This window comes from Alteraurantiacibacter lauratis, assembly GCF_037154155.1.
Classification (GTDB): Bacteria; Pseudomonadota; Alphaproteobacteria; order Sphingomonadales; family Sphingomonadaceae; genus Alteraurantiacibacter; species Alteraurantiacibacter lauratis.
The window spans coordinates 156,216-179,890 of record NZ_JBANRN010000004.1; the positions used below are offsets into that span (position 1 = coordinate 156,216).

The window sequence follows — 23,675 nt, forward strand, 5'->3', positions numbered from 1 at the left end:
AGAACCGTGTGAACGTTCACATACATCTTGACGTGAACGTTCACAACCTGAAATGTGAACGTTCACGGTTTTGCGGCGCTTTTGCTTGGACACGGACCAAAGGCTAGGTCATAAGCCCGCGACGGGAATGGGTTTTTCTTTTTGAGAGGCACACATGGCATCGCGGGCCAGCGTTACGATCGAGCATGTGGCGAAGGCCGCCGGCGTCTCGCGGCAGACCGTTTCACGCGTCATCAACAAGGGCCCGAACGTCAAACCTGATGTGCGCGAGCGAGTCGAGGCCGCCATCGCCGCGCTGGGCTATGTCCCCAATCTGTCCGCCCGGCGCATGGGCGGGGGCAAATCCTTCCTGATCCTGGCGGTGAACGACCGGCAGCGCACGATCGAGAATTGGCGAGCAGGGCGTGGCAATGACTGGGTCGACCAGATGCTGCACGGCGGCATTACCGAATGCGAAAAGCATGGCTATCACCTGATCTTCGAGCTGATCGACACCGATCCCGCCGCCGCCTCGCGCCAGCTCTCCAATGCTATCGCCGCCTTGCGCCCCGATGGCGTTATCCTGACCCCGCCGCACAGCGATAACGAGGAATTGCCCGCGCTGCTGGCCGATCGCGGCATCCCCTGCGCGCGCATCGGCCGCCGCCCCGGCACGCAGTTCATCGACGTGTTCATGGACGAGGAAGAAGCCGCTGCCGAGATCACCACGCGCCTGATTGCCCTTGGGCATATGCGCCTCGCCTTCATCGCCGGATCGCCCGAATACGGCAATTCGACCAAGCGCCTCGCCGGATTTTCCCGCGCGCTGGCGGCCAGCGGCCTGGGCGAAGCGGCGGGCAGCGTGGCCAAGGGCAATTTCCGCTTTGACGATGCCGCGCGCGAAATCGAACGCCTGCTGACCAGCGCCGATCCGCCCACCGCGCTGATCGCGGAAAATGACGAGATGGCCTTTGCTGCCATGCATGTGGCCGACAGGCTGGGCCTTGCCGTGCCGCAGCAGCTTTCCATTGCCAGTTTCGAAGATACGCCGGGCGTGCGCTTCAGCGTGCCGCCGCTTACCGCCATTCGCCAGCCTACGGCGGAAATGATCGCGGCGGCCTGTTCGCAGCTGATCGCCGCCAGCGCGGGCGGCCCGGCGCACGGCAGCATCAAGTTGCCCTACCGCCTGGTCGAGCGCGCCACCACCGCCCCTGCCCCCGCGCCAGCCAACCGCAAGACCGGTTGACGATGATCGCAGGGCTTCCGCCCCGGCCCGGCCAGTCGCGCGCGGCGCTCGCGCTGTATGCCTTGGCCTTTCTGGGCGTTTATCTGGCCTTCATGCCCGTGCTCGTGCTGCTGATCCCGCGCCGGATCGAAAGTTTTGCACCCGGAAATGCCGCGGTCCTGCTCAGTTGGGTCTTGCTGGCGGGTGCGGCGATGGCAGCCGCCGCGCATATCCTTGCCGGTCATCTGAGCGACCGCTGGCTGGCGCGCCATGGCAACCGTCGCGGACTGGCCTTGATCGGCGCAGCGATGCTGGCCGCATCCTATCTGCTGCTGGCCTTTGCCCACAGCTTTGGGGCGATGCTTATCGCAATTCTGGCGTTTCAACTGGCGCTCAATTTTGCCTTCGCCCCGCTCGGCGCGCTGCTGGCGGACCATTTCCCCGACCGGCAGAAGGGCCGGATGAGCGGGCTGCTGAACGCGGCCCTTCCCGCCTCCAATCTGGCGGTGGTGGCGGTGGGCATCGCCTTTGCGCAGGACGGCGCGGCGGCATTTCTGGTAACGGGAGCGGTGGCAGTGGCCTGCATCCTGCCGCTCCTGGTCCTATGGCCGCTGGGCGCGCTGCATCTTCCCGCGCAATCGGTCGAGACTCGCGTGACCGCGCCGCAGGAAGTCAAGGCCAACCGGCTGCGTGATTTCCGTATCGCATGGTGCGCGCGGCTCGCCGTGCAATTGGGCGCGGCCTTCGTGCAGGGCTACATCTACCTTTATCTGATCGAGACGCTGGCCGCACCCGCTGCTGATCCGGCGGCGCGGGCCTCGCAAATGCTGGCAAGCCTTGCCGCGCCGGCTGCCCTGCTGGCCATTCTCGCCACCCAGATCGCAGGTTACCTTTCAGACAGGCTGGGCCAGCGCCGTCGCCCCTTGGCCGCCTCGGCCTTGCTGGTGGGCTTTGGCATGGCGATCCTGTCGCAGGCGGGAGCACTCGTGCCCTTTATCGTGGGCTACACCGTGTTCTACTGCGGCCTTGCCGCCTTCCTGTCGATCGACACGGCCATGGTGGCGCAATTGGTGGCCGGACATCCGCGGCGCGGCGCGCTGCTGGGGCTGATGAACCTGACCAACACTGTCCCGGCGATCATTGCCCCGGTGCTGACACTGATCGCGTTTCAGACCAGCGCCTTGGCAGAAGTGCTGGGCGTGCTGTTCCTCGGCTGCGCGGCGCTGGCGATGCTGGCAGGGGCCGGCGTAATGCTGATCCGCAGCGTGCGTTGATCGCTTCACTCGGCGGGCGGGATCGCTGCGACCACCGCGCCCTTGGTGGAGGCGACCAGCGCCTGCACGCCTTCAGCCGTGGGATGGATGCGATCGGGCAGGTTCAGTTCGGGCTTGTCATACACCGCTTCAAGGAAGAACGGCACCAGCGCCGCGCCATATTGCCGGGCAAGGTCGGGATAAATTGCGTCAAACTCCGCCTGGTATTGCGCGCCCATATTGGGCGGCGCGCGCATCCCCATCAGCAGTACGGGAATATTGCGGGCCTTCAGTTCATCGAGAATGGCGGCCAGATTTTCGCGCGTGGCCGATGGCGGCAGGCCGCGCAGCATATCGTTGCCGCCCAGTTCCACGATGGCGAGGTGCGGCGTCGTTTCGGCATTGTCGAGGACGAAGGCAATGCGTTGACGCCCGGCCGCCGTGGTATCGCCCGAAACGGCGGCGTCAATCACGCGGGCATTGATGCCTTCCGCCCGCAAGGCCACTTGCAATTGCTCAGGATATCCTTCCTGCTCGGCCAGATTGTATCCGGCAAACAGGCTGTCGCCAAAGGCCAGGATCACGCGTTCCGGCCCGGTTACCGGCGCGGCCTGTCCTGCCGCGGACTGAGTGCTGGCTGCCTCAGCCGGTGCTGGCGGCGCAGCTTGATTGCCGCAAGCGGCCAGCGCCAACGCCATGATCGTTATCGCCCAACCGCCAATCCGCATCGATTACCGCCCTTATGCCTCTATTGCCTCGCTGTCATAGCTATGCCATCGCTGCGCCGTGACAAGCCCCCCGCCCAACAATCCCGCCATCCTTGCCCGTGACCTGCGCCTGACATTGGGCGACGGCGCGGCAGCCGTTGAAATCCTGCGCGGCATCGATCTGATCGTGCCGACCGGCCAGACGCTGGCGCTGCTCGGCCCGTCGGGTTCGGGCAAAAGCTCGCTGATGAGCGTGCTGACCGGGCTGGAGCGCGCGACCAGCGGTGAACTGATTGTCGCAGGGGCGGCCTTTTCCAGCATGAGCGAGGACGAGCTGGCGCTGGCCCGGCGCGGGCGTATCGGCATCGTGCTGCAGGCCTTTCATTTGTTGCCCACCATGACGGCGCAGGAAAATGTCGCCACCCCGCTCGAACTTGCCGGAGAAAAGGACGCGTGGGAGCGCGCCGCGGCCGAGCTGGAGGCGGTGGGTTTGGGCCATCGCCTCACCCACTATCCCGCACAGCTTTCGGGCGGTGAGCAGCAACGCGTGGCGATTGCCCGCGCCATTGCCGCGCGCCCGCCGCTGATTTTCGCGGACGAGCCGACGGGCAATCTCGACGGTTCGACCGGCAGCTCGATTGTCGATGTGCTGTTTTCGCGGCGCACGCAGACCGGCGCAACGCTGGTTATCATCACGCATGACAAGGATCTGGCCGCCCTGTGCGACCGCGTGGTCACGCTGGGCGATGGCCGCATCGTATCGGACACGGTCAAAGCGGACATGGCCGCTTCATGACATCGCTTGGCTGGGCCGCGGCATGGCGCATTGCGCGGCGCGATCTGCACCGCCAGTTTCGCGGCCTGCGCCTGCTGCTTGTCTGCCTGTTCCTCGGTGTAGGCGCGCTGGCCGCGATCGGCTCGCTCACCTCCGCCATTCGGAGCGAACTCAACGGACAGGGGCAGGTGTTGCTGGGCGGCGATCTGGAGGTCGAGGTCTATCAGCGCCCCTTGAGCGCGGAGGAAGTCGCTTTCCTTTCGGAATATGGCGAGCTTTCCAACGGCCTTCGTATGCAGGCCATGGTCACCCACGGCGATGCGGCCGCGCCGGTGGAACTCAAGGCAGTGGAAGCCAACTGGCCGCTTTATGGTGCGCTGACGCTGGCCGATGGCAGCGTGGCGGGCGACCTGCCTGCCAATGGCGCGTGGATTGCGCAGGGTGTGGCTGATCGGCTGGAAGTCGGCGTGGGCGACACTATCCTGCTCGGCACCCTGCCGCTGACCGTGGCGGGGATTATCGGGGAGGAGCCTGATCGCCTGTCCGAAGGGTTTTCGCTGGGCCAAAGCGTGATCGTGGGGCTGGACGTGCCAGAGGCCGCTGGCCTCACCCTGCCCGGCGCGATGTACGAAACCAAGACGCGGCTGCGCTTTTCAGGCAATGACGATCCTTCGGCGGTGGAGGAGGCGATCCTCGAAGCCTTTCCCGAAAACGGGCTGGATATCCGCACGCGCGACCGTGCATCGCCCGGCGCGGAACGGTTCGTCAGCCGCATGGGCGAATTCCTCACGCTGGTGGGCCTTGCCGCGCTGGTGATTGCCGGCATCGGCATTGGCGGCGGCGTGTCTTCCTATCTGGAGGGCAAGCGCGCCGGGATCGCAACGCTCAAGATATTGGGCGCAACGAGCGGAGACATTGCGCGCATCTATGCCCTGCAAGTGGGCGCGGCGGCGGTGGCAGGATCGCTGGCAGGGCTGGCGGCAGGGGTGCTGGTCACCCCGCTGCTGGCAAATGCGCTCGGATCGCTGTTGCCGGTCAGCACGGACTTTGTGATCGACCCGCTGGCACTGCTGCGCGCGCTGGCTTTCGGCTTGCTGGTGGCGCTGGTCTTTGCCGCGCCGCCGATCCTGCGCGCGCGCGATTTTCCCGCAATGGCGCTGATGCGCAGCCGTGTGGCGCCGATTTCGCAAGGCTGGCGCAGCGCCGCAGTGCCCGTGGGGCTGGGAATGGCAGGGATTGCCCTGCTGGCGCTGGTCGGATCGCCCACGCCGCTGTTGTCCGCCGGGTTTCTGGCGGGAGCACTGGGGATGCTGCTGCTGCTGGGAGTGCTGGGCGTTGCCATCGCCCGCGCGGCAAAGCGCGCACCGCGCCCCGCCAACCCGATCCTGCGCGCAGCACTGTCGAACATCTACCGGCCCGGAGCGGCCACCGGCGCATTGGTCACCGCGCTCGGCTTTGGCCTCGCTGCCTTTGTCCTGCTGGCTGCCGTGCAAACCAGCCTTGATGGCAATATCCGCCGATCCGTGCCGGCCATTGCGCCGGACTATTTCGTGCTCGACCTGCCGGTGGCGCGCGTGGGCGAGTTCACCGCGCTGGTCGAGGCGGATGCGCCGGGTGCGGAAATCAGCGTCACCCCGACCCTGCGGGGGCAGGTCATCGCCTATGGCGACCCCAAAAGCCCCACCGTGGTCAGCGAGTTGGACGAGTTGCCTGATGGCGCGTGGGCGCTCCGCGGCGAGCGGGGGCTGACCTATTCCGTGGCGCTTCCGCAAGGCAATGTGCTGACGCGCGGCGAATGGTGGCCAGCGATTTACAATGGCGAACCGCTTGTCTCTGTAGACGAGGAACTGGCGCGTGCTGCCGATCTGAAACTGGGCGACATTATCACCGTCAGCGTGCTCGGCGTGCAGAAGACCGCAAGGATTGCCAGCTTCCGGCGGCTGGATTGGGAGAGCATGGGCTTCAACTACGTCTTCGTCTTCTCGCCCAACGCGCTGGCCGATGCGCCGCATAATGTCGCAGCCACCATATCGTTGCCCGAAGGGACCGAGGTGCCCACGCTGCTGCGCGATCTGGCGCGCGCCTTCCCGTCGAGCTCGGTGGTGGAGGTGGGGCCGATCCTGGAGGAAGCGCGCCGCATTCTCGATCAGGTATCGCTTGCCATCCTCGCCGCCGCATCGGTGGCGGTGCTGGCGGGCATCGCGGTGCTGCTGGGCGCGATTGCCGCCGCTCGCGCGGCGCGGATTTACGATACCGTCATCCTGCGCGTGCTGGGCGCCAGCCGGAACCAGTTATTGGGCCTGCAACTGGCGGAGTTCGGCCTGCTTGCCGTTATCCTTGCCGGCGTTTCGCTCGCCCTGGGCACGGGTCTTGCCTGGGCGGTCATCACCCAATTGTTCGAATTCGACTGGCTGCCCGACTGGCCGCGTATTCTGGCCGTGCTCGGCGCGGGGCTGGCGCTGGTGCTGGGCTTTGCCTTTGCTGCCAGCCTGCCCGTGTTGCGGGCCAAACCGGCGCAAACGCTCCGAACCCTCTGAGTGCTCCTGAGCGCCCGCGCCGATCCGCGATCAGGAGAAGGTATCGACCGGCGCCTGCCCTTTGGGATCGGGACCATAACGGTTGTCCCCCCGCGTGCCCTCCAGGCACATGAACACCAGCACGGCGATGGAACCCACGAACGGGATCAAGCCCAGCAGCACGAACCAGCCCGAACGGTCCTGATCGTGAAAGCGACGAACCTGCACGGCAATTCCGGGGATGATGATTGCCAGCACGAACAGCAGGCTGAGCGGGCCGTATGTGCCGCCGATCATCTGGTTGATGCCCAGCAGCCCTTCGATTGCACCAATCACCAGCGCCACGATGATCGCGCCCAGCACGAACATCCAATATTCCTTGCGCCGCGAACGCCCCGAAAAATCGGCATAGCGCCGCAGCGGCATCAACATCCATTCCATGACAATCCCCCTCTTGCTTAACCCTTGGGATTAAAAGGGATCATAACGGCATAAACATGGCAAACGAAAAAGGGGGCCGCGCTGGCCCCCTTCCCCGTGTCAATATCCAGATGCGCGCGGATCAGAACTTCTTGCGCGCCGTCACGCCATATGTGCGCGGCTGGTTGGGATAGCCGGAGATCGAGCGCGGCTGGCCGGGCGAATCGAACAGGGACAGCAAATAGCGGTCGTTCGTCAGATTGCGGCCCCACACGGTCAGGTCGAGGCCCAGGTCGGTGAACTGGTAGGTCAGCGATGCCGACAATTCGTCCACCTGCCGCTGGAACGGAGCCGCCGCGGCAATCGCCGCCGCCTGCCCGCCCGCGAGGAAGCCCGGCAGGCCTTCGATCACCTGCGTGTTGCTTTCGTGGTAAAAGGTGGTGTTGGCTATCAACACGTCGCCATTGCCCAGATCCTGTTCCCACTGCGCGCCCAGCACAATCGTCCATTCGGGAATGCCGGCCGGCTTGGTGCCGGTCAGATCACCGATCGAGGAGAGCGGGAAGCTGACATAGGTCGGGTCGAGCCATGTGGCGGCGAAGTTCAGCGTTAGCGGCTCGATCGGGTTGACCATGCTTTCCAGCTCCACGCCCCAGGTCCGCTGCTTGCCTGCATTGGACAAAAGGAAGCCGGTGCCGGTGAAGATGTTCGACTGGAAACCGTCAATGTCCTGCCGGAAACCGGTCAGATTCATCGAGAAAATGTCCCAATTGCCCTTGAAGCCCAGTTCGATGACCTTGGATTCTTCCGGCCCGGCAAAGCGGCTGCCCGATACCTGGTTGTTGAAGGTGGGGTTAAGCGCCTGCACCGCCGCCAGATCACTTGCCAGCGGGCGGCTGTCACGGCCAAGGTTGAACGAGCTTGCCTTGAAGCCCGTCGCATAGCTGGCATAGACGTTGATGTCAGGGCTGATATCATAGGCAAGCCGGATCGTGTAAGCCAGATCATTGTCGCGCGTGCGCCCGTCTTCCACCGCGTTGGGGATGTTGATGAAGCGGGGGAACAGTTGCAACGGCCGCCCCACCAGGAAGGGATTGACGGCGGGATTGGTCGAATTGGTGGTGGCAAAGGCCGTTGCCGGAACGACGATCAGGTTGTTGAAGTTCACCAGCCCGATACTGGCGGCAAAGGCATTGATCTGGTCCTGCGTGGCAAGCACGCCCGGATCGAGGCCCAGCTGCTGGCCGACAACTGTGGCAATGGTCTGCGCACGGATCGCCCGGAAGCCGGCATCCACCAGATCGATGTTCGAGAACACGTCGGTCGATTGGTAATCGGTCACCGCCCGCTTGCGATCCATCGTGTAGTTCGCGCCCAGCGTCAGCACCAGACCGGTGGCGATTTCGAAATCGACCTGGCCGAACAGCGACAGCGCGTTGTTGCGCAGGAAGAACTCGCCCGTTTCGGCAAGGCCCGCGGAACCGAAAGTGCCCAGAAACTGGGTCGGATTCCCGTAAAGCGCTCCAATCGTCTGTTCGAGGAAAGTAACCGTGCTGCCCGTGCCGTTGCCGCCTGCCGACAGGTCGGCAAAATTGCGGAAACGGGTTCCCTTGGCCACCGTCTGGTCTTCCTCGATCTTCTCGCGGAAGTAGAACAGGCCGCCCAGAAACGAAGCCGGGCCGATTTCACCCGCCAGGCGCAGTTCCTGCGTGTAGGTTTCCAGGTTCTGCGTCTGGAAACGCTGGAGCAGGTCGAGCGAGGTGAAATCCACGTCCTGATCGTATTGCCCGTTATTCTCGCGGTAGGCCGAGATCGAGGTCAGCGTGAAATTGCCGCCCAGTTCAAAATCGAGCTGCGCTGACACGCCGTAATTCTCGATCTCGTTGGTCGAGGGGAAGTTGTTGTAGACAAGGTTGGCAAAGGGATCGTTCGGGTCGTTCAACTGGCCGCCCAGCGCCAGAATGGCGGCCGAGGCGGGCGAGCGCTGGACGTTGACCACGCCGCAGCAATTCTCGTCCATCTTGTCGTAATCGGCAATGATGCGGGCGCGCAGGTTGTTGCCGTTGTCATACAGCATCTGGCCGCGTACGAACCAGCGGTCACGCTCGTTCGTGCGGCTGTTGCTGGCCGTGTCGATATTGTAGCCGTCGCGCTGGTTGATACCGCCCGCCAGGCTGACTGCGAAACTGTCGCTCAGCGGGCCGCTGGCATAGGCGCGCACGACGGTCGCATCCAAATTGCCATAGGATACTTCGAGCGAGCCTTCGGGCGTGAAGGACGGGGCCGAGGTGACAAGCGAAATGACACCGGCCGACGCGTTCTTGCCGAACAGCGTCGATTGCGGGCCGCGCAGCACTTCGATCCGGCTGACATTGGGCAGATCGTTGATCTGCGCCGCCGTGCGGCTGCGATAGACGCCGTCCACGAACACGCCCACCGATGGTTCGATGCCGGCATTGTTTGCGCCGTTGCCAAAGCCGCGGATGATGAAATTGGTATTGGCCGAGCTTTGCAGCTGGCTGACCCGCAGCGATGGCACAACGGCCTGCAGATCACGCAGATCGCGGATCTGTTCGCGTTCCAGCGTTTCGGCGGTGGTAACGCTGACGGCGACCGGCGTTTCCTGCAGCGTGGTCTCACGCTTGGTAGCGGTGACGATAATCATATTGCCGCTGGCAGCCTGCTCCTGCGGCGCTTCTTGCGCGTGGGAGACAACAGGCAGGGCAATGGCAATGGCGGCGACCCCGCAAAGGAGCGAGCGCGCGTGTCCGGACATGCCGGAAGGGCGGTTATTCATGGGTATCTCCATCTCCCTCACACCTCCGGCAGGCCCTCTGGGCTCTGGTGCACCGGTTGTGCTCCCGCTCTGGATACGCCGCACCTGCGCGTTAACGCAATCGTTAACCGCTCAACCTTGTTCAAAACAGTTGCGATTGAAACCGCGCCTGTAGCAAATGGGCCACATTTCGGGGAAATATTGCGTTGCAGCAACGGTTTGCGCCGCATGTTGGGCACATTGGCACAGTGCCTTGCCCTGTCGGCCCGTGTCGTCTAAGGCGCGCGGGAAACTTCGCAGGTGCAGCACGCATGTTCGCCCGCGGCCAAACTATCCAAAGGCTATTCTATGTCCGCGCCCCTTCGCAATGTGGCGATCATCGCCCATGTTGACCATGGCAAGACCACTCTGGTCGACCAGTTGTTCCGCCAATCCGGCACTTTCCGCGACAACCAGCGGGTCGAGGAACGGGCGATGGATTCGAACGATCTCGAAAAGGAACGCGGGATCACCATCCTGGCCAAGTGCACCAGCGTGGAATGGGAAGGCACGCGTATCAACATCGTCGACACGCCCGGTCACGCCGATTTCGGCGGCGAGGTAGAGCGTATCCTGTCGATGGTGGATGGGGTTATCCTGCTGGTGGACAGCTCCGAAGGCGCGATGCCGCAGACCAAGTTCGTCACCGGCAAGGCGCTCAGCCTCGGCCTTCGCCCCATCGTGGTGGTCAACAAGATCGACCGCCCGGATGAGCGGATTCAGGAAGTGCTCGACGAGGTGTTCGACCTGTTCGTCAGCCTTGAGGCGAATGACGAACAGCTCGATTTCCCCGTGCTCTATGCCTCTGGCCGCAACGGCTATGCCAATGAAGACCCGACCCTGCGCGAAGGCACGCTGACCCCGCTATTCCAGAAAATCGTCGACCATGTCCCCCCGCCCAGCGCGGACGAGGACGGACCGTTCAAGTTCCTTGTGACGCTGCTGGATCGGGACAATTTCCTGGGCCGCATCCTGACTGGCAAGGTCGCCTCCGGTTCGATCAAGGTAAACGATCCGATCCACGCGCTCGATTCGTCGGGCAAGGTGGTGGAAACGGGCCGCGCGTCCAAGCTGCTCGCCTTTCGCGGGCTGGAACGCGTGCCGGTCGACGAAGCGAAGGCAGGCGATATTGTGTCGATTGCCGGCCTTGCCGTGGCAACCGTGGCGAACACCATTGCCAACCCGTCGGTGACCGAACCGCTTCAGGCGCAGCCGATCGATCCGCCCACGCTGTCCATGCGCTTTGCCGTGAACGACAGCCCGCTGGCCGGGCGCGAAGGCAGCAAGGTCACCAGCCGCATGATCCGCGACCGGCTGGAGCGCGAGGCGGAATCGAATGTCGCCATCCGCGTGACCGAGAGCGAGGACAAGGACAGCTTCGAAGTCGCCGGCCGCGGCGAATTGCAGCTGGGCGTGCTCATTGAAACCATGCGCCGCGAAGGGTTCGAACTGGGCATTTCGCGCCCCCGCGTGATTTTCGGCACTGACGAAAACGGCAACCGCACCGAACCGTACGAAACCGTCGTGATCGACGTGGACGACGAATATTCGGGAACGGTCGTGGAGAAAATGGCGCTGCGCAAGGCCGAGCTGACCGACATGCGCCCCAGCGGCGGCGGCAAGACCCGCATCACCTTCTCAGCCCCGTCGCGCGGCCTGATCGGCTATCACGGCGAATTCCTGTCGGACACGCGCGGCACGGGCATCATGAACCGATTGTTCGAAAAGTATGGCCCCTACAAGGGCCGTATCGAAGGGCGGCAAAACGGCGTGCTGATATCGATGGAAACGGGTGATGCCGTGCCCTACGCGCTCAACGCACTGGAAGAACGCGGCGAGTTGTTCATCGAACCGGGCACCAAGCTGTATCAGGGCATGATCATCGGGGAAAACGCCAAGCCCGAAGATCTGGAAGTCAACCCGCTCAAGTCCAAGCAGCTCACCAATTTCCGCGCCAGCGGCAAGGATGACGCGATCCGTCTGACCCCGCCGCGGGTGATGACGCTGGAACAGGCGATTGCCTATATCGACGAGGACGAGATGGTGGAGGTTACACCGCAGTCGATCCGCCTGCGCAAGGTGCATCTCGACCCGCACGAGCGCAAGCGTCACAAGCGCAAGGTCGAAGCGGCGTAAGCTGCCAGGACGCGGCCTTACGGCCTTTGCGACAGCAATCCTGCGGCGGCAATACCCGCTTCGCCGCAGGCGCTGTCCTCTGCGCTTGATGCTCCCGATACGCCCACCCCGCCCAGCGGGGAGCCATCGGCGGTGAAGAAGGGCACACCCCCTTCCCAGGTCGCAAGACCGGGGGGCGGCGCGCCCGGCCCCCAATTGGCCGTATCTTTCGACGCGACATGAATGGTAGCGGCAGAGCGCCCCTTCCACTGCGCATAATCGCCCACCGCAGTGGGCGCACCGTCCATATGGGCATAGGCCATCAACCGCCCCGCCGCATCATAAACCGCAATCGCCACATTGAGGCCGCGCTCTGCGGCAAAGGCCAGGCAGGTGTCCCGGATCGTCGCGGCATTGGCATAATCCAGCACCGGGCGCAGCGTTTGCGCGGCGACCGGGCCGTTGGCAGCATTGGCGACGGTGCCAAAGGCCAGCATCGCAAGCCAGCGGGCGCCGGCCCGTGGTGACATGGACATTGTGGCAGTTCCCTTTCCGACTGTAACCCAGTTGTGACAGCATAGAGAGAGCCGCCTCAACCACAACCCCATGAAACTGGGCGCATTTGCCGCCGCGCGAAAGACCGCTCCCGCTCTGTCGGCAGTGATTTTGCACCGCTCCGCCATCGCCCCTCTCGCAATCGGGCGAAGCCTGCCCTATGGGCCAGCCATGGAGATGAGCGATCTGCGCGTGGCCTTGTTCAGCGGCAATTACAATTATGTCCGCGACGGAGCCAATCAGGCGCTGAACAGGCTGGTGGACTTCCTGCTGCGCCAGGGCGCGTGCGTGCGCGTCTATTCACCCAAAGTGGCAAATCCAGCCTTTCCGCCTACCGGCGATCTGGTCGGCTTGCCCAACCTGCCTGTTCCGGGGCGCGGGGAATACCGGTTTTCGCTTGGATTTTCCGCCGAAGCCAAGGCCGATCTGGAGCGGTTTGCACCCAATATCCTGCATATCGCCAGCCCCGATGTGGCAGGTCACCGCGCGCTGACATGGGCGCGGAAACGCGGCCTGCCCGTGCTGACCAGCGTGCACACGCGCTTTGAAACCTATCCGCGTTATTACAATCTGGGCTTCATGGAGCCGTGGGTGGAGGCAATCCTGCGCCGCTTTTACCGGCGCTGCGATGCGCTGGTCGCGCCGTCGGAAAGCATGGTGCAGGTGCTGCGCGAACAGGGCATGGGCAGCGATATCTCGATCTGGTCGCGCGGGGTGGACCGGACGATATTCGATCCTTCCCGCCGCGATCCGGAATGGCGCCGCGCGCACGGGATTGCCGATGGCGATGTGGCGGTTGGCTTTCTGGGCCGGCTGGTGATGGAAAAGGGGCTGGATGTCTTTGGCGCCACGCTGGAGGAACTGAAGCGGCGCGGCGTGGCGCACAAGGTGCTGGTGGTCGGCGAAGGCCCGGCGCGCGCCTTTTTTGAACAGACCGTGCCAGACGCGGTGTTCACCGGTTTTCAGGGCGGCGCCGATCTGGGCCGTGCGGTGGCCAGCATGGACCTGCTGCTCAACCCTTCCATAACCGAGACATTCGGCAATGTGACGCTGGAAGCCATGGCCAGCGGCATCCCCGTGGTGGCGGCGCGTGCGACCGGCTCCACCAGCCTTGTGGTGCACGGGATTACCGGAATGCTGGTTGAACCGGGCGATATCCCGGCCTTTGCCGATGCGGTTGCCGCCTATTGCGCCGATCCGTCACTGCGCAGCACGCACGGGGCCGCTGGCGAGACGCGCAGCCGGGATTATTCATGGGATGCCATCAACGCCACGGTGGCGCGCACCTATCTGCGGCTCATCGCGCAGCGGCAGCCTGCCCCCTCAGCGCAGCACGCCCAAGCGGCGCATTGACCGGGCATACAGGGCCAGACCCAGCATGAGGGCAAACACGATGGCAACCGTGGCATAGGTTGCAACGCTATCCGTCATGCCTGGCACCGGATTGGCGACGGCATAAGCATTGGACAGCACCAATCCCGCCAGCGACAGCAGCAGCATGGGGTAAGCCACCGCGCGCCGCAGCAACAGGAGCACCGCACCTGCGACCCCGCCCCATACGCCGATCGCCCACACCGCATCGGCCCAGAATGGAAAGCCGGAGAAATAGGCAACAGCCACGTCGATATCGAGACCCATGGGCTTCACCATCGCTTCCATATAGGCGCGGTCGCCCGTCTGCGACATGACGTAGTCATAGGCGCCCATCATCGTGAACAGCAGCGCCAGCGTGCCCACGACCCACAGGTGCCAAGGCACCGGGATGTGATCTTCCTCGGCTGACACGCGGTGGCCCTCCATTCCTCTCGGCGGTGCAAGGATGCGCCCGATCTGCGCGCTTGGCAATCCGCCTTGCCCCGGCCTATCTGACGGGCAAGATGGATGACCTTTTCGCCCCTGATCCCGCGTCCGCTGCGGCTGACCTTTCGCCAGCGGCGGACGCGCCCCTTGCCGACCGGCTGCGCCCGCGGAGCCTTGGCGAGGTGATCGGACAGGATCATCTGACCGGTCCCGATGGCGCGATCGGGCGGATGGTGGCTGCCGGGCGATTGTCGAGCATGATCCTGTGGGGGCCGCCGGGCACCGGAAAGACGAGCATCGCCCGCCTGCTCGCCGCGGCCACGGGGATGCGTTACGCTGCGGTCAGCGCGGTGTTTTCGGGCGTGGCCGATCTGCGCAAGGTATTCGCCGCAGCAGAAGATGCACGCCGCGCCGGGCACAGGACGCTGCTGTTCGTGGACGAAATCCACCGCTTCAACCGCGCGCAGCAGGACGGCTTCCTGCCCTATGTCGAAAGCGGCGCCGTCACGCTGGTGGGGGCGACAACGGAAAATCCCAGCTTTGAACTCAACGCCGCGCTTCTCAGCCGAGCGCAGGTGCTGGTGCTCAAACGGCTGGACGATGCCGCGCTCGGAAACCTGCTTGACCGGGCCGAGGCGCTGGAAGGCCCTTTGCCACTCACGGCAGAAGCGCGCGCCGCCCTGGTGGCCAGTGCCGACGGGGATGGGCGTTTCCTCTTGGGCCAGGCCGAAACGATCTACTCCGCGCGGCTCGACGCCCCGCTCGATCCGGCCGCGCTCGGCCAGTTCCTGCAACGCCGCGTGGCGGTGTACGACAAGGATCGCGAAGGGCATTACAACCTCATTTCCGCGCTGCACAAGGCGGTGCGCGGCAGCGATCCGCAGGCGGCGCTGTATTACATGGCGCGGATGCTGGTCGCAGGCGAAGACCCGCTGTTCCTCGCCCGCCGCCTTGTCCGCATGGCGGTGGAAGATATTGGTCTGGCTGATCCGCAGGCCTTGCCGCAATGCATGGCCGCGATGGAGGCCTACCGCTTTCTCGGCAGTCCCGAAGGCGAATTGGCGCTGGTGCAGGCCTGCCTCTATATCGCGGTCGCGCCCAAATCGAACGCGGCCTATATGGCGCAGAAAGCGGCGTGGAAGGCCGCGAAGGAAACCGGCAGCCTGATGCCGCCGATGAACATCGTCAACGCGCCGACGGGGATGATGGAGAAGCTGGGCTACGGCAAAGGCTACACCTACGATCACGACACGCCCGAAGGCTTTTCGGGCGACAATTACTGGCCGGACAATCTGCCGCCACAGACTTTTTACGAGCCGGTTGAACGCGGGTTCGAACGTGAGGTGCGCAAGCGCCTCGATTACTGGGATCGCCTGCGAAAGGAACGAAGATGACGCGGATTTGGCCCTTTGCCTCCACGCTTGCCGGGATGGTAATTCTTGCTGCCTGTGGCGATGTGTCGCCGCCCGATGCGGGTGAAAGCGATGCCGACAGCGAAACACTGGTCGCGGCGCTGGCCCGGCCCGATCCGGGTTCCTGCCCGCCGCCGCAATATGCCTATAACGAGGACGAATTTGGCCCACGCACCGACCCGCTGGTAATCGCGCCCGCGCTCTCCGCCATCGCTGCCACTGACCAGACCAATCTGGCCGTCACCACGCTGGGCGGCGGGCAGGTCTGCCAGGATGCCAGTTGGCTGCTTAATCTGGGAGACGGGCAAATGCTTCAGGGCAACCGGTTCCTGGCACTGCCCTGGGGAGCGTTTGAGGCGTTCGGCACGTTCCTGTTCGATCGAAGCGGCGGCGGGCAAGTGGTGGAAACGGGTGAAATGCCGGCCTTCTCCCCCTCGGCGCAGCGGCTGGCCGCGATCCAGATCACGCAATCGGGTTTTGGCGGGCTGGAAAACTTCGTGGTCTGGCGCGTGGACCAGGTGGGCCTTGCCGAATTGCACCGCCTGCCCGACGGACTGGGTGCGAACTGGCCGTGGCACGATTACGATGACTTCCGCATCGAAGGCTGGGAGGGTGAGACCTGCGTGAACATCAGCGCCGCGCGCTTTGTGGATCCCGCCGCCCCGCGTGACGCGTTCTTCGCGACCGAAAACGCAGGCTGGAATATCGCCAAGGGAAGCTGCCCATAACACCGCCGCGCTTTTCCCGTTTCATCGCCGTGGACTGGTCGGGCGCGGTGGGGGAACGCCACCGCGCGATTGCCGTGGCAATGGCCGATGACGCTGGCGGGCCACCGCTGCTGCTGAAGAGAGACAAGGGCTGGTCGCGGCAAGATGTGCTGACCTTGCTGCGCGATGATTTGCCGGATGGCACGCTGGTGGGCCTCGATCTGGGCATTGCCCTGCCCTTTGCCGACCGGGGCGCCTATTTCCCCGGCTGGGAGAAAAGCCCCCGCGATGCACAGGCCTTGTGGCAATTGGTGGACGATATCTGCGCGCGCGATCCGCATCTGGCCGCCAGCAGCCTTGTCGACCACCCGCAAGCCAGCCGCCATTTCCGCCGCCATGGCGGGCGCGAGGGCGATGCCTTCGGCGGTGGCCGGGGCCGGTTCCGCGTGGCCGAACAGGCGCAGGAATTGCAGGGGTGCAAACCCTACTCCAACTTCAACCTGGTGGGCGCGGCGCAAGTGGGCAAATCCAGCCTGACGGGGATGCGGATGCTCAACCGGCTGCGCGGACATTTGCCCGTCTGGCCGATCGACCCGCTGCCTTCCGCCGCCGGATCATCGCTGGTGGTCGAAATATACACGACGATTGCCGCGCTGGCCGCCGGGCGCAGCGCGGGGCGCAGCAAGATGCGCAGCGTGGAAGAACTGAACACCGCGCTCGCCAATCTGGGAAGCCCGCCTGTCACAGGCAGCGGGGCGATGGACGACCATTCGACCGATGCGCTGCTCACTGCCGCATGGCTGCGCACCCGTGCCCATCGACCCGAATTATGGACGCCCCTGCGCCTGACCCCGCAGATTGCGCAGACCGAAGGGTGGACATTTGGCGTGATGTAGGCAGGCTTTACCAGTCGCCCGAAGGCTCCGTGCCGAATGCCCCGTCATCCGGGTTGTAGATGTCCTCGCCCATATTGTCGGGCATGGGATCGAATTCCTCGGTGCCGAACGGCTCGTCCATCTCCACCTCATCCGCAAAGGCCGCATCGTCCGACACCATCGGCGCTTCCTCGACCACTGGCGGGGCTTCGGCCACTTCAGCAGGAGCCTCCGCGCTCATGCCCGGATCTTCATGCGGCTGCGACGCCAGCGCGCTGATCGCGCCGTCGCGGTCGGCGATAAAGGCCACCATCGCCACAATGGCGGCCCCGAAGGCAAGCGTGTGGGAGCGTTTGGCAAAGATCATGCGCGATCTTTGCCACGGACAAGCAAACAAATTGCTAAACGCGTGCGCGCCCGGTCAGCGCCCCACCGCGACATAGGTGAAACCATGCCGCTCCACATCCTTGCGGCTGTAAAGATTGCGCAGATCGACCAGCAGCGGATTGGCCATCAGGCGTTTGGCCCGCGCAAGGTCGAGCGCGCGGAACGCATCCCATTCGGTGACGATCACCGCCGCATCCGCCCCGGTCAGCGCGTCATAGCTGTCCTTGCAATACACCAGCCCGTCGATCACCGCTTTCGAGGTCTCCATGCCTTCCGGGTCGTAAGCGCGCACCGTAATGCCCGCCGCCTGCAAGGATGCGGCAATGTCGATCGCAGGGGAATCGCGCATGTCGTCGGTATCGGCCTTGAAGGTCAGGCCCAGCAGGGCAACCGTTTTGCCTTGCGTTTCGCCGCCCAGCGCAGCGATCACCTTGCCGCCCATCGCCTGCTTGCGCTGCGCGTTTACCTTCACCACCGCATCGACGATCTGCAGCGGGGCGGCGTAATCCTGCCCGGTCTTGAGCAGCGCCAGCGTATCCTTGGGGAAGCACGATCCGCCATAACCGGGTCCGGGTTGCAGGAAACGCGCGCCGATGCGGGTGTCGCTGCCGATGCCGCGCGCCACATCGCGCACATCCGCGCCCACCTTCTCGCACAGATCGGCAATTTCGTTGATGAAGCTTATCTTGGTCGCGAGGAAAGCATTGGCGGCATATTTCGTCAGCTCCGCCGCCCGGCGGCTCATCACCAGGATCGGCGCTTCGTTGCGGGTCAGCGGGCGGTAGATCGCTTGCAGCACGCGTTCGGCATGCTCGTCATTCACGCCGATCACCACGCGGTCGGGCCGCTTGAAATCGTCAATCGCCGCGCCTTCGCGCAGGAACTCGGGATTGGACGCCACCGAGAAATGGAGATCGGGACGCGCCTTGCGGATGATCGCCTCCACCTCATCCCCCGTACCCACGGGAACGGTGGATTTGTCCACCACCACCGCCCCGTCGCGCAGGAGCGGGGCCATTTCCTCGGCCGCGGCATAGACATAGGAGAGGTCGGCATGGCCATCGCCGCGGCGGCTGGGCGTGCCCACCGCAATGAACACAGCATCCGCCTGCGGCAGGACGTCAGCGAGATCGAGCGTGAATTTCAGCCGCCCGGCGGCCACATTGCTGGCGACCAGATCATCCAGTCCCGGCTCGAAAATCGGGATGCGCCCGTCCAGCAGCGCGTCGATCTTCGCCCGGTCCTTGTCCACGCAGGTGACGTGGTGGCCGAAATCGGCAAAGCAGGCCCCCGAAACAAGGCCGACATAGCCCGTCCCGATCATCACGATATGCATGGATGAAACCCCTTCCTTGGCTGCGGTCTAGCCAGTGGTCAGCCGGCGGGCAAGCCTTGGCCGATGCGCCCCTCAGCCGCGCCCGCGATATGGCGCAACGCCTTGATCGGGAAGCCAAAGCCCGTCGGGCGCAGGGCCGGATTGCCAGAACACGTCGATCGGGATGCCGCCGCGCGGATACCAGTATCCGCCGATGCGCAGCCAGCGCGGCTGCATCTCGGCAAACAGGCGCTGGCCGATGCCCACGGTCACATCCTCGTGAAAGCCGTTATGGTTGCGGAACGAGCCGAGAAAGAGCTTGAGGCTCTTGGATTCGACGATCGTCTCGCCCGGTGCGTAATCGATCACCAGATGCGCGAAATCAGGCTGCCCCGTCACCGGGCACAGGCTGGTGAATTCGGGCGCAGCAAAGCGCACCAGGAACAGCGCCCCGGCGCGCGGATTGGGCACATAATCCAGCACCGCTTCGTCGGGAGAGGCAGGCAGGCCGGTCTGCTGGCCGAGGAACTTGGGCGTCGTGCTGTTTATCATGCCGCGCCTGATGCCGCCTTGCAGCCGATCTGGCAAGCAGGTGCATTGTCCCGCGCGGTCGCTTCCCCTAACGTGCGCATCATGGAAAACCTCGTCTCTACCCATTGGCTGGCCGACAATCTGGGCGCGGCCGACCTTTTCGTCCTCGATGCCTCGGCCCATCTGCCCGATGCGGGCCGCGATCCGGCGGCCGATTTTGCCGCAGGGCACATCCCCGGCGCGCGTTTCCTTGATCTGCCCAGCTTCTACGATCCGGATTCGCCCGTCCCTTCCGCTTTGCCCACGGCGACGCAGTTTGCGCAGCGCATGGGCGCGCTTGGCGTGCCTGCGGGGGCGCGGGTGGTGGTGTATGATGACAGCTATATCAAGACCGCCGCACGCGCCTGGTTCATTTGCCGGATGCACGGGATGCAGGTCGCCATCCTCGACGGTGGCCTTGGCAAATGGCGCGCCGAAGGCCGCCCGCTGGAAAGTGGAACGCCCTCCGTTGCTCCGGTGGAGCACATGCCCGGCACCGGCCCCGCCCCTGTGCGCTTCAAAGCCGATATGCTGGCCAATATCGATTCGCGCGCAGAGCAGGTGGTGGATGCCCGCCACGCCGCCCGCTTCACCGGCGAAATGCCCGATTTCCGCCCCGAAATTGCCAGCGGCCACATTCCGGGATCGCGCAATGTGGTGTTCGACGAAGTGCTGAACGAAGACGGCACCTACAAATCGCCCGCCGAAATCCGCGCCGTGTTTCAGGCCGCCGGGGTCGACCTGGCACAGCCGATCGTGACCACTTGCGGCGGGGGGGTAACGGCCGCGGTGCTGATGGTGGCGCTGGAACAGGCGGGCAAGCACGATGTCGCGCTGTATGACGGCAGCTGGAGCGAATGGGGCGCCGATCCTGCCTTGCCGGTGGAAACAGGCCCGGCGCGGTGAAGTCGGGCAAGCCGGACAACCTCTCGCCCGCCACGCGGCTGGTGCAGGCGGGCCGTGCGCCCGAATGGACCGGGCCGGTGGTCAACCCGCCCGTCTGGCGCGGCAGCACGCATCTGTATGAAAACTGCGCCGATCTGGCGGCAGGCCGGGCCGACCGCGACGGCGAATTCTATTACGGCCGCCGCGGCGCGCCCACGCAATGGGCGCTTGCCCGCGCGCTGACCGAGATGGAGCCGGGAGCAGCGGGCACGGTGCTCTATCCCAGCGGGGTTTCGGCGATTGCTGGCGCGGTTCTGGCCGTTCTGCGCGCGGGCGATGTGCTGTTGGTGTCCGACAATGCCTATGAACCCAGCCGCACCATGGCGCGCAGCCTGCTGGCCGATTGCGGGATCGAGACACGCTTTTTCGATCCGCTCGACCTCGCCGGATTTTCTGCGCGTTTCTGCGAGCGGACAAAGGCCGTGCTGCTGGAAAGCCCCGGCAGCCTGACGATGGAGGTGTGCGATGTGCCCGCGCTGGCCGCCATGGCGCGGGAACGCGGCGCAGTCAGCCTGATCGACAACACCTGGGCGACGCCGCTTGGCTTCCCCGCGCTGCACCACGGCGTCGATATCGCGATCATGAGCCTGACCAAACATGTCGGCGGCCATTCCGACCTGATGATGGGTTCGGCCAGCGCAGGGCCGGAGCTTTACCCCCGGCTGCGCGCCAAGGCGCAGGCGCTGGGGCTGGTGGTCTCGCCCGATGATGCCGCGCTGGCCCTGCGGGGCCTGCGCACCATGGGCCTCAGGCTGGAGCGCGGCGCGGCCAGTGCGCTTGCCTTGGCGCAGTGGCTGGCGGGTCGGCCCGAAGTCGCGCATGTGCTGTGCCCGCTGCTTCCCGGCGCACCGGGCCACGATCTGTGGGCGCGCGATTTCACCGGCGGCTGCGGGTTGTTCAGTTTCGTGCTGACAGGCCGGACGCCCGCGCATCGCGCCCGCCTGATTGACGCGTTGAACCTGTTCGGCATCGGCTATTCCTGGGGCGGGTTCGAAAGCCTTGTCATCCCCTTCGATCCGCAGCGTGCACGCAGCGAGACAAGCTGGCCCCCCGCCGGCTGGAACAAGGACGACAGGCTGGGCGTTCGTCTGGCAATCGGGCTGGAAGATGCAGGCGACCTGATTGCCGATCTGGAAGCAGCCTTTGTCGCAATGGATGCCGAATGACGACCAGTCCCGCTCCCACGTCCTCGCCCGAACTGCTCGACGGGGCCGACGCGCTGCGCGATGCCGTGGCCAGCCGAAGCAACACGATTGGCGACATCATCACCTTGCTCGACAGCTGGGGCTTCACGCTCAACGAAACGCGCTTTTCGGTCTGGAGCGTGCTGGTAGTTATTGCCGTATTGCTGGCCGTGCTGGTGTTCGCGCGGCTGGGTGCGAAGCTGGCAAATCGCATTTTCAGCCGCGCAACGCGCCTCGACCCTTCGCAGCAATTGCTGGCGGAAAAGCTCGTCTCCATCGTCGTCTGGGCGCTGGCGATCCTGATCGGCATCGACATGCTGGGCATCGACCTCACCGCGCTCGCGGTGTTTTCGGGTGCGTTCGGCCTTGCCATCGGCTTTGGCCTGCAAAAGACTTTCGGCAATCTGATCGCCGGGATCATCCTATTGATGGACAAGTCGATCAAGCCGGGGGATGTGATCGCGGTAACCGACACAAGCGGCAACGAGGCCTATGGCCAGATCCGCAAGATCGGCATCCGCGCCATTTCCATGATCACGCGGGATCGCAAGGAATACCTGATTCCGAACGAGAACCTGATGATCAACCAGGTCGAAAACTGGTCCTATTCCAGCCGCGATGTACGGGTGAAAGCGCCGGTGGGCGTATCCTATGGCAGCGATATCGAACTGGTAGAAAAGCTGCTCTTGCAAGCGACCGACGAAGTGCCGCGCGTGCTGGCCCAGCCCGAACCGCGCGTGCTGCTTATGGGGTTTGGCGACAATTCGATCAATTTCGAGCTGCGTTTCTGGATCAGCGACCCGGAGGAAGGGATGAGCAATGTCCGCTCTGACGTACTCAAGCGTGTGTGGCATCTGTTCCGCGAAAACGGGGTCGAAATCCCCTTCCCGCAGCGCGACCTTCACCTGCGCGACGGGGAGGCATTTCAGGCGCTGCTGGGAGCGGTGAGCGGGGCGGCAAAGTCGGGCGCGCAAAAGCCCGAATAGCTTACACTAAAGCTGACCTACCCCCTGCCCAAAGCATTCTCGCTGGCATCGGCGGGGCCTTGGCGGCATCTCCCGCCCATGACATCCGGAACGATCTATCTGGTGGGGGCCGGTCCCGGCTCGCCCGACCTGTTGACGCTGCGCGCCGCGCGGCTGATTTCGCGCGCAAGGCTGATCGTGCATGACGGGCTGGTCGATCCGCAAATCCTCGCCATGGCACGTCCCGATGCGCGGATGGTCTGCGTGGCAAAATCCCGCGCTCGCCACACTATGGCACAGGAAGATATCTGCGCGCTGCTGGTGGCCGAGGCGCTGAAGGGGCAGGATGTGGTGCGGCTGAAAGGCGGCGATCCCTTCATCTTTGGCCGCGGGGGCGAGGAAATGGAAGCCGCCCGTGCCGCCGGGGTGCGGGTGGAAGTGGTGCCGGGCATTTCGGCCGCCAATGGTGCCGCCGCCGCGGCGCAGATCCCGCTCACCCACCGTGACCATGCCAGCATCGTCAGCTTCGTGGCGGGCCAGTGCAAGGGCCTGTCCGATCAGAACTGGGCGGGCCTTGCGGGCGTAGGCCGCACGCTGGTGATTTACATGGGCGTATCCACCGCCGCGCAGATTTCGGAAAAGCTGATGGCCGATGGCCTCGCCCCCGACATGCCCGTGGCCGTGATCGAAAACGCGGCGCGCCCGGAAATGCGCGTGCTGCGCGGCCCGCTCGCCGCGCTGCCCGATCTGGTCGCGCGCGAGAAGGTCAAAAGCCCTGCGCTGATCGTGATCGGTGATGTCACCGCCGCCATCAGCACGGCGCAAACCCGAATTGCCGAGGGAGCAGAAGCGAAGTGAAAATCCTGACCGGAAACGATCTGAAAACCGGGGCGGTCACCTGGTGGGACGGCCAGAACTGGTCGCTTCATGTGGATGATGCCGTGGATGTGGGCGACGCAGCCGACGAAATTCTGGGCCGCGAAAGCGCCGCGCGCCGCGTCAATGCCGCCTATGCCATCGATGCCGAACGGCAGCCGGATGGCAGCGTGCGCCCCGCGCATATCAAGGACCGCGTCCGTGCGCTGGGCCCCACCGTCCGGCCCGACCTGACGCGGAAGCCCGCCGATCCCGCCGCGCTCAACTGGGTGATCTGAC

22 protein-coding genes are annotated in these 23,675 nt (G+C 64.7%); 14 read left to right on the top strand and 8 right to left on the bottom strand.

What is annotated here, in order from left to right:
- Positions 1 to 154 precede the first annotated feature (154 nt).
- Together WFP39_RS05870 and WFP39_RS05875 are read left to right on the top strand one after the other, a co-directional pair.
- A complete protein-coding gene (locus WFP39_RS05870; RefSeq protein WP_336918278.1) occupies positions 155 to 1,225 on the top strand; it encodes a LacI family DNA-binding transcriptional regulator in 1,071 nt (356 codons plus the stop codon).
- A gap of 2 nt (positions 1,226 to 1,227) precedes the next feature.
- Positions 1,228 to 2,478, top strand: a complete 1,251-nt coding sequence (locus WFP39_RS05875) for an MFS transporter (protein WP_336918280.1) — start codon at positions 1,228 to 1,230, stop codon at positions 2,476 to 2,478.
- Between the two features lie 5 nt (positions 2,479 to 2,483).
- Here the strand turns inward: WFP39_RS05875 and WFP39_RS05880 are convergent, their stop codons facing one another.
- Positions 2,484 to 3,185, bottom strand: coding sequence for an arylesterase (locus WFP39_RS05880; protein ID WP_336918281.1), 702 nt, complete (start codon positions 3,183 to 3,185; stop codon positions 2,484 to 2,486).
- Positions 3,186 to 3,243: 58 nt separating this feature from the next.
- Between WFP39_RS05880 and WFP39_RS05885 the strand changes: the two genes are divergently transcribed.
- Entirely contained in the window at positions 3,244 to 3,960 is a 717-nt protein-coding gene (locus WFP39_RS05885) for an ABC transporter ATP-binding protein (protein ID WP_336918282.1), read from the top strand.
- Positions 3,957 to 6,476: an ABC transporter permease gene (locus WFP39_RS05890; protein ID WP_336918283.1), complete on the top strand. Its 2,520-nt coding sequence runs from the start codon at positions 3,957 to 3,959 to the stop codon at positions 6,474 to 6,476. Before WFP39_RS05885 ends, WFP39_RS05890 begins: the two co-directional genes overlap by 4 nt.
- A gap of 30 nt (positions 6,477 to 6,506) precedes the next feature.
- Here WFP39_RS05890 and WFP39_RS05895 read toward each other — a convergent pair whose 3' ends face one another.
- Positions 6,507 to 6,896, bottom strand: a complete 390-nt coding sequence (locus tag WFP39_RS05895; RefSeq protein WP_336918284.1) for a DUF805 domain-containing protein — start codon at positions 6,894 to 6,896, stop codon at positions 6,507 to 6,509.
- A 121-nt stretch (positions 6,897 to 7,017) separates the two neighbouring features.
- Complete coding sequence (locus WFP39_RS05900) at positions 7,018 to 9,672, bottom strand: TonB-dependent receptor (protein ID WP_336918285.1); 2,655 nt, start codon at positions 9,670 to 9,672, stop codon at positions 7,018 to 7,020.
- Positions 9,673 to 9,999: 327 nt separating this feature from the next.
- On the opposite strand from WFP39_RS05900, the gene typA reads away from it, so the two are divergent.
- Positions 10,000 to 11,826, top strand: a complete 1,827-nt coding sequence (gene typA / locus WFP39_RS05905; protein ID WP_336918286.1) for a translational GTPase TypA — start codon at positions 10,000 to 10,002, stop codon at positions 11,824 to 11,826.
- Between the two features lie 17 nt (positions 11,827 to 11,843).
- Here the strand turns inward: typA and WFP39_RS05910 are convergent, their stop codons facing one another.
- On the bottom strand, positions 11,844 to 12,341 hold the full coding sequence (locus WFP39_RS05910) for a GlcG/HbpS family heme-binding protein (RefSeq protein ID WP_336918287.1): 498 nt from the start codon (positions 12,339 to 12,341) through the stop codon (positions 11,844 to 11,846).
- A gap of 190 nt (positions 12,342 to 12,531) precedes the next feature.
- On the opposite strand from WFP39_RS05910, the gene WFP39_RS05915 reads away from it, so the two are divergent.
- On the top strand, positions 12,532 to 13,713 hold the full coding sequence (locus tag WFP39_RS05915) for a glycosyltransferase family 4 protein (protein ID WP_336918372.1): 1,182 nt from the start codon (positions 12,532 to 12,534) through the stop codon (positions 13,711 to 13,713).
- Here WFP39_RS05915 and WFP39_RS05920 read toward each other — a convergent pair.
- A complete protein-coding gene (locus WFP39_RS05920) occupies positions 13,684 to 14,160 on the bottom strand; it encodes a hypothetical protein (RefSeq protein WP_336918288.1) in 477 nt (158 codons plus the stop codon). The genes WFP39_RS05915 and WFP39_RS05920 overlap by 30 nt on opposite strands.
- 77 nt (positions 14,161 to 14,237) lie before the next feature.
- Here WFP39_RS05920 and WFP39_RS05925 point away from each other — a divergent pair, with 77 nt between their 5' ends.
- Genes WFP39_RS05925 through WFP39_RS05935 form a run of 3 tightly spaced genes read left to right on the top strand, consistent with a single transcriptional unit; the run spans position 14,238 to position 17,175 of the window.
- Positions 14,238 to 15,554: a replication-associated recombination protein A gene (locus WFP39_RS05925; RefSeq protein WP_336918373.1), complete on the top strand. Its 1,317-nt coding sequence runs from the start codon at positions 14,238 to 14,240 to the stop codon at positions 15,552 to 15,554.
- Positions 15,551 to 16,300: a hypothetical protein gene (locus WFP39_RS05930; protein ID WP_336918290.1), complete on the top strand. Its 750-nt coding sequence runs from the start codon at positions 15,551 to 15,553 to the stop codon at positions 16,298 to 16,300. The genes WFP39_RS05925 and WFP39_RS05930 overlap by 4 nt, the downstream gene beginning before the upstream one ends.
- Positions 16,297 to 17,175, top strand: coding sequence for a hypothetical protein (locus tag WFP39_RS05935; RefSeq protein ID WP_336918374.1), 879 nt, complete (start codon positions 16,297 to 16,299; stop codon positions 17,173 to 17,175). The genes WFP39_RS05930 and WFP39_RS05935 overlap by 4 nt, the downstream gene beginning before the upstream one ends.
- Before the next feature lie 7 nt (positions 17,176 to 17,182).
- Here WFP39_RS05935 and WFP39_RS05940 read toward each other — a convergent pair whose 3' ends face one another.
- The 3 genes from WFP39_RS05940 to queF all read right to left on the bottom strand — a co-directional run bounded on the left by WFP39_RS05940 (position 17,183) and on the right by queF (position 19,408).
- On the bottom strand, positions 17,183 to 17,521 hold the full coding sequence (locus WFP39_RS05940) for a hypothetical protein (RefSeq protein ID WP_336918291.1): 339 nt from the start codon (positions 17,519 to 17,521) through the stop codon (positions 17,183 to 17,185).
- Positions 17,522 to 17,575: 54 nt separating this feature from the next.
- Positions 17,576 to 18,877 (bottom strand): UDP-glucose dehydrogenase family protein, encoded by a 1,302-nt coding sequence (locus WFP39_RS05945; RefSeq protein WP_336918292.1) that lies wholly within the window; start codon positions 18,875 to 18,877, stop codon positions 17,576 to 17,578.
- A 72-nt stretch (positions 18,878 to 18,949) separates the two neighbouring features.
- Positions 18,950 to 19,408 carry a preQ(1) synthase gene (queF, locus tag WFP39_RS05950; protein ID WP_336918293.1) on the bottom strand — a complete coding sequence of 153 codons (459 nt, stop codon included), beginning with the start codon at positions 19,406 to 19,408 and terminating at the stop codon, positions 18,950 to 18,952.
- An 81-nt stretch (positions 19,409 to 19,489) separates the two neighbouring features.
- Here queF and WFP39_RS05955 point away from each other — a divergent pair, with 81 nt between their 5' ends.
- The 5 genes from WFP39_RS05955 (at position 19,490) to WFP39_RS05975 (ending at position 23,674) form a co-directional block, all read left to right on the top strand.
- Positions 19,490 to 20,332 carry a sulfurtransferase gene (locus WFP39_RS05955; protein WP_336918294.1) on the top strand — a complete coding sequence of 281 codons (843 nt, stop codon included), beginning with the start codon at positions 19,490 to 19,492 and terminating at the stop codon, positions 20,330 to 20,332.
- A complete protein-coding gene (metC, locus tag WFP39_RS05960; RefSeq protein WP_336918295.1) occupies positions 20,284 to 21,537 on the top strand; it encodes a cystathionine beta-lyase in 1,254 nt (417 codons plus the stop codon). Before WFP39_RS05955 ends, metC begins: the two co-directional genes overlap by 49 nt.
- Positions 21,534 to 22,541 carry a mechanosensitive ion channel family protein gene (locus WFP39_RS05965; RefSeq protein WP_336918296.1) on the top strand — a complete coding sequence of 336 codons (1,008 nt, stop codon included), beginning with the start codon at positions 21,534 to 21,536 and terminating at the stop codon, positions 22,539 to 22,541. Before metC ends, WFP39_RS05965 begins: the two co-directional genes overlap by 4 nt.
- 78 nt (positions 22,542 to 22,619) lie before the next feature.
- A complete protein-coding gene (gene cobA / locus WFP39_RS05970; protein WP_336918297.1) occupies positions 22,620 to 23,378 on the top strand; it encodes a uroporphyrinogen-III C-methyltransferase in 759 nt (252 codons plus the stop codon).
- A complete protein-coding gene (locus tag WFP39_RS05975) occupies positions 23,375 to 23,674 on the top strand; it encodes a DUF2849 domain-containing protein (protein ID WP_336918298.1) in 300 nt (99 codons plus the stop codon). The genes cobA and WFP39_RS05975 overlap by 4 nt, the downstream gene beginning before the upstream one ends.
- The last annotated feature ends 1 nt before the right edge of the window (position 23,675 follow it).